Here is a 5,439-nt window from a genome sequence, read left to right on the forward strand (position 1 = left end):
GGCTGTAAGAGCCTGACGATGACCTACTTTCACACGGGAACCCGCACTATCATCGGCGCTGAGTCGTTTCACTGTCCTGTTCGGGATGGGAAGGAGTGGGACCAACTCGCTATGGTCATCAGGCATAAAGGGTTGTCTGGCTGATCACGTGATCAACCAGACGAATTCATAGAGTTTTGAATCAGCACGCGCTGTGGCGTTATTTGAATGTATTTTGAATGCGTCAACTTGGCATAACACCTTGATCTTCTGATCAAAGTTATAGGGTCAAGCCGCACGAGCAATTAGTATCAGTTAGCTTAACGCATTACTGCGCTTCCACACCTGACCTATCAACGTCCTGGTCTTGAACGACTCTTCAGGGGGCTCGAGGCCCCGGCAGATCTCATCTTGAAACGAGTTTCCCGCTTAGATGCTTTCAGCGGTTATCTCTTCCACACTTAGCTACTCGGCAATGCCACTGGCGTGACAACCGATACACCAGAGGTGTGTCCACTCCGGTCCTCTCGTACTAGGAGCAGGCTTCCTCAAATCTGCAGCGCCCACGGAAGATAGGGACCAAACTGTCTCACGACGTTTTAAACCCAGCTCACGTACCTCTTTAAATGGCGAACAGCCATACCCTTGGGACCGGCTACAGCCCCAGGATGAGATGAGCCGACATCGAGGTGCCAAACACCGCCGTCGATATGAACTCTTGGGCGGTATCAGCCTGTTATCCCCAGAGTACCTTTTATCCGTTGAGCGATGGCCCTTCCATACAGAACCACCGGATCACTATGTCCTGCTTTCGCATCTGCTCGACTTGTCAGTCTCGCAGTTAAGCACGCTTATGCCATTGCACTATCGTCACGATGTCCGACCGTAACTAGCGTACCTTCGAACTCCTCCGTTACGCTTTGGGAGGAGACCGCCCCAGTCAAACTGCCTACCATGCACTGTCCCCGATCCAGATAATGGACCTAGGTTAGAACCTCAAACACACCAGGGTGGTATTTCAACGTTGGCTCCACAAGATCTAGCGACCCTGCTTCAAAGCCTCCCACCTATCCTACACAGATCTGTTCAAAGTCCAATACAAAGCTACAGTAAAGGTTCATGGGGTCTTTCCGTCTTTCCGCGGGGAGATTGCATCATCACAAACATTTCAACTTCGCTGAGTCTCAGGAGGAGACAGTGTGGCCATCGTTACGCCATTCGTGCAGGTCGGAACTTACCCGACAAGGAATTTCGCTACCTTAGGACCGTTATAGTTACGGCCGCCGTTTACTGGGACTTCAATCAAGAGCTTGCACCCCATCATTTAATCTTCCAGCACCGGGCAGGCGTCACACCCTATACGTCCACTTTCGTGTTTGCAGAGTGCTGTGTTTTTAATAAACAGTCGCAGCCACCGATTTTTTGCAACCCATTCATGCTCCGTTGTTCACTTCACACTAATAGGGCACACCTTCTTCCGAAGTTACGGTGTCAATTTGCCGAGTTCCTTCTCCTGAGTTCTCTCAAGCGCCTTAGAATACTCATCTCGCGCACCAGTGTCGGTTTGCGGTACGGTCGTATACAGCTGAAGCTTAGTGGCTTTTCCTGGAACCTCGTTCAGTCACTTCGCGAGCAAGCTCGCTCGATCGTTGGCCTCGGTATATGTGCACCGGATTTGCCTAATGCACGCCTACATCCAACTAAACCGGGATATCCAACACCCGGATGACCTATTAAGATCCGTCCCCACATCGCACTGTATATCGGTACAGGAATATTGACCTGTTTCCCATCAGCTACGCATCTCTGCCTCGCCTTAGGGGCCGACTCACTCTACGCCGATGAACGTTGCGTAGAAAACCTTGCGCTTACGGCGAGGGGGCTTTTCACCCCCTTTAACGCTACTCATGTCAGCATTCGCACTTCTGATACCTCCAGCACGCTTTACAACGCACCTTCACAGGCTTACAGAACGCTCTCCTACCACTTGCAATAAATTGCAAATCCGCAGCTTCGGTAACTGGCTTAGCCCCGTTACATCTTCCGCGCAGGACGACTCGATCAGTGAGCTATTACGCTTTCTTTAAATGATGGCTGCTTCTAAGCCAACATCCTGACTGTTTTAGCCTTCCCACTTCGTTTCCCACTTAGCCAATTTTAGGGACCTTAGCTGGCGGTCTGGGTTGTTTCCCTCTTGAGTCCGGACGTTAGCACCCGGTGCTCTGTCTCCCAAGCTGTACTCTTCGGTATTCGGAGTTTGCCTTGGTTTGGTAAGTCGCCATGACCCCCTAGCCAAAACAGTGCTCTACCCCCGAAGGTAATACTTGAGGCACTACCTAAATAGTTTTCGGAGAGAACCAGCTATTTCCAAGTTTGTTTAGCCTTTCACCCCTATCCACAGCTCATCCGCTAGTTTTGCAACACTAGTCGGTTCGGACCTCCAGTACCTGTTACGGCACCTTCATCCTGGCCATGGATAGATCACTTGGTTTCGGGTCTACACCCAGCGACTGATCGCCCTATTCGGACTCGATTTCTCTACGGCTTCCCTATTCGGTTAACCTTGCCACTGAATGTAAGTCGCTGACCCATTATACAAAAGGTACGCAGTCACCCTTGCGGGCTCCTACTTTTTGTAAGCACGCGGTTTCAGGATCTATTTCACTCCCCTCCCGGGGTTCTTTTCGCCTTTCCCTCACGGTACTAGTTCACTATCGGTCGATGATGAGTATTTAGCCTTGGAGGATGGTCCCCCCATATTCAGACAGGATTACACGTGTCCCGCCCTACTTTTCGCTAGCTCAGTACCACACAAGTCTTTTAACGTACGGGGCTGTCACCCACTATGGCCGGCCTTTCCAAGCCGTTCTGATAAGTCTTGTGCTATCACTAGCAGGCTCTTCCGATTTCGCTCGCCACTACTTTCGGAATCTCGGTTGATGTCTTTTCCTCGAGCTACTGAGATGTTTCAGTTCACCCGGTTCGCCTCGCATAGCTATGTATTCACTATGCGATACCTTTCGGTGGGTTTCCCCATTCGGAAATCTCCGGATCAAAGCTAATTTGCCAGCTCCCCGAAGCTTATCGCAGGCTATCACGTCCTTCGTCGCCTATCATCGCCAAGGCATCCACCACGTGCTCTTATTCACTTGACCCTATAACTTTGACGTTTCTTCACAGAAACCAAAGTCAATCAAGGAATTGCCAGGTCTTTCACCTGGCGCGTTATGCCGTCTTCATAAATCGATTTGACTCGAAATTGAAGTTCATATTGACGCAATCAAAAATTCAAGTTGCTGACGGCACGGTGAGCCATGAAGCTCTTTCCGTCAGCAACGCTGATTCAACTCTATGAATTTTTAAAGAACAGCCGATTGATCAAGAGATCCTGATCAACAACAAAGAAGCCTCATGCTTTCGCAGGAAGCCGCTTTGGTGTTGAAACGTTCCGATGGAACCGATTATTGGTTGTGGTGGAGGATGACGGGATCGAACCGACGACCCCCTGCTTGCAAAGCAGGTGCTCTCCCAGCTGAGCTAATCCCCCAAACTCTCACACACGAGATATCAGAAGATTTGGTGGGTCTAGTTGGGCTCGAACCAACGACCCCCGCCTTATCAAGACGGTGCTCTAACCAGCTGAGCTACAGACCCATTCGCCAATCATCTTCGAAATCGAAGACAACCGACTTCTTCCAACAACCGATAAGTGTGGGCGTTTAAATTAAATTGCTTGTTTCCAGAAAGGAGGTGATCCAGCCGCACCTTCCGATACGGCTACCTTGTTACGACTTCACCCCAGTCACGAACCCTGCCGTGGTAATCGCCCTCCTTGCGGTTAAGCTAACTACTTCTGGCAGAACCCGCTCCCATGGTGTGACGGGCGGTGTGTACAAGACCCGGGAACGTATTCACCGTGACATTCTGATCCACGATTACTAGCGATTCCGACTTCACGCAGTCGAGTTGCAGACTGCGATCCGGACTACGACTGGTTTTATGGGATTAGCTCCCCCTCGCGGGTTGGCAACCCTTTGTACCAGCCATTGTATGACGTGTGTAGCCCCACCTATAAGGGCCATGAGGACTTGACGTCATCCCCACCTTCCTCCGGTTTGTCACCGGCAGTCTCATTAGAGTGCCCAACTAAATGTAGCAACTAATGACAAGGGTTGCGCTCGTTGCGGGACTTAACCCAACATCTCACGACACGAGCTGACGACAGCCATGCAGCACCTGTGTTACGGTTCTCTTTCGAGCACTAAGCCATCTCTGGCGAATTCCGTACATGTCAAAGGTGGGTAAGGTTTTTCGCGTTGCATCGAATTAAACCACATCATCCACCGCTTGTGCGGGTCCCCGTCAATTCCTTTGAGTTTCAACCTTGCGGCCGTACTCCCCAGGCGGTCAACTTCACGCGTTAGCTTCGTTACTGAGAAAGTGAATTCCCAACAACCAGTTGACATCGTTTAGGGCGTGGACTACCAGGGTATCTAATCCTGTTTGCTCCCCACGCTTTCGTGCATGAGCGTCAGTACAGGTCCAGGGGATTGCCTTCGCCATCGGTGTTCCTCCGCATATCTACGCATTTCACTGCTACACGCGGAATTCCATCCCCCTCTACCGTACTCTAGCTATGCAGTCACAGATGCAGTTCCCAGGTTGAGCCCGGGGATTTCACAACTGTCTTACATAACCGCCTGCGCACGCTTTACGCCCAGTAATTCCGATTAACGCTTGCACCCTACGTATTACCGCGGCTGCTGGCACGTAGTTAGCCGGTGCTTATTCTTACGGTACCGTCATTAGCCCTCTTTATTAGAAAAGGCCGTTTCGTTCCGTACAAAAGCAGTTTACAACCCGAAGGCCTTCATCCTGCACGCGGCATGGCTGGATCAGGCTTGCGCCCATTGTCCAAAATTCCCCACTGCTGCCTCCCGTAGGAGTCTGGGCCGTGTCTCAGTCCCAGTGTGGCTGGTCGTCCTCTCAGACCAGCTACAGATCGAAGGCTTGGTGAGCCTTTACCTCACCAACTACCTAATCTGCCATCGGCCGCTCCATTCGCGCAAGGTCTTGCGATCCCCTGCTTTCATCCGTAGATCGTATGCGGTATTAGCACAGCTTTCGCTGCGTTATCCCCCACGATTGGGCACGTTCCGATGTATTACTCACCCGTTCGCCACTCGCCGCCAGGATTGCTCCCGCGCTGCCGTTCGACTTGCATGTGTAAGGCATGCCGCCAGCGTTCAATCTGAGCCAGGATCAAACTCTATAGTTCGATCTTGATTTGCGCCTGATCTCGCGATCAAGCAAAACTCACAAAAACGGAATTGAAGTGAACTTCACTTCTATTCTCATGAGCGTTTTAAGTCTTGCGACTTGTTCCGAAGAACTTACGCAATTACCTTCAAACGCCCACGCTTATCGGCTGTAATTTTTTAACGATCACCGAAGCAACTT

General features: G+C 51.0%; 2 tRNA genes and 3 rRNA genes. All 5 read right to left on the reverse strand.

The features are described from left to right. Nucleotides 1-10 precede the first annotated feature (10 nt). The 5 genes from rrf to BM109_RS40475 all read right to left on the reverse strand — a co-directional run bounded on the left by rrf (nucleotide 11) and on the right by BM109_RS40475 (nucleotide 5,257). Nucleotides 11-123 (reverse strand): 5S ribosomal RNA (rrf, locus tag BM109_RS40455). 140 nt (nucleotides 124-263) lie between these two features. Then, nucleotides 264-3,134 (reverse strand): 23S ribosomal RNA (locus BM109_RS40460). A 316-nt stretch (nucleotides 3,135-3,450) separates the two neighbouring features. Then, nucleotides 3,451-3,526: transfer RNA gene (locus BM109_RS40465), tRNA-Ala, on the reverse strand. A gap of 30 nt (nucleotides 3,527-3,556) precedes the next feature. After that, nucleotides 3,557-3,633: transfer RNA gene (locus BM109_RS40470), tRNA-Ile, on the reverse strand. Between the two features lie 89 nt (nucleotides 3,634-3,722). After that, nucleotides 3,723-5,257 (reverse strand): 16S ribosomal RNA (locus BM109_RS40475). The 16S, 23S and 5S rRNA genes sit together here with 2 tRNA genes alongside, the layout of an rRNA operon. Nucleotides 5,258-5,439 lie beyond the last annotated feature (182 nt).

This window comes from Variovorax sp. PDC80 (assembly GCF_900115375.1).
Classification (GTDB): Bacteria; Pseudomonadota; Gammaproteobacteria; order Burkholderiales; family Burkholderiaceae_C; genus Variovorax.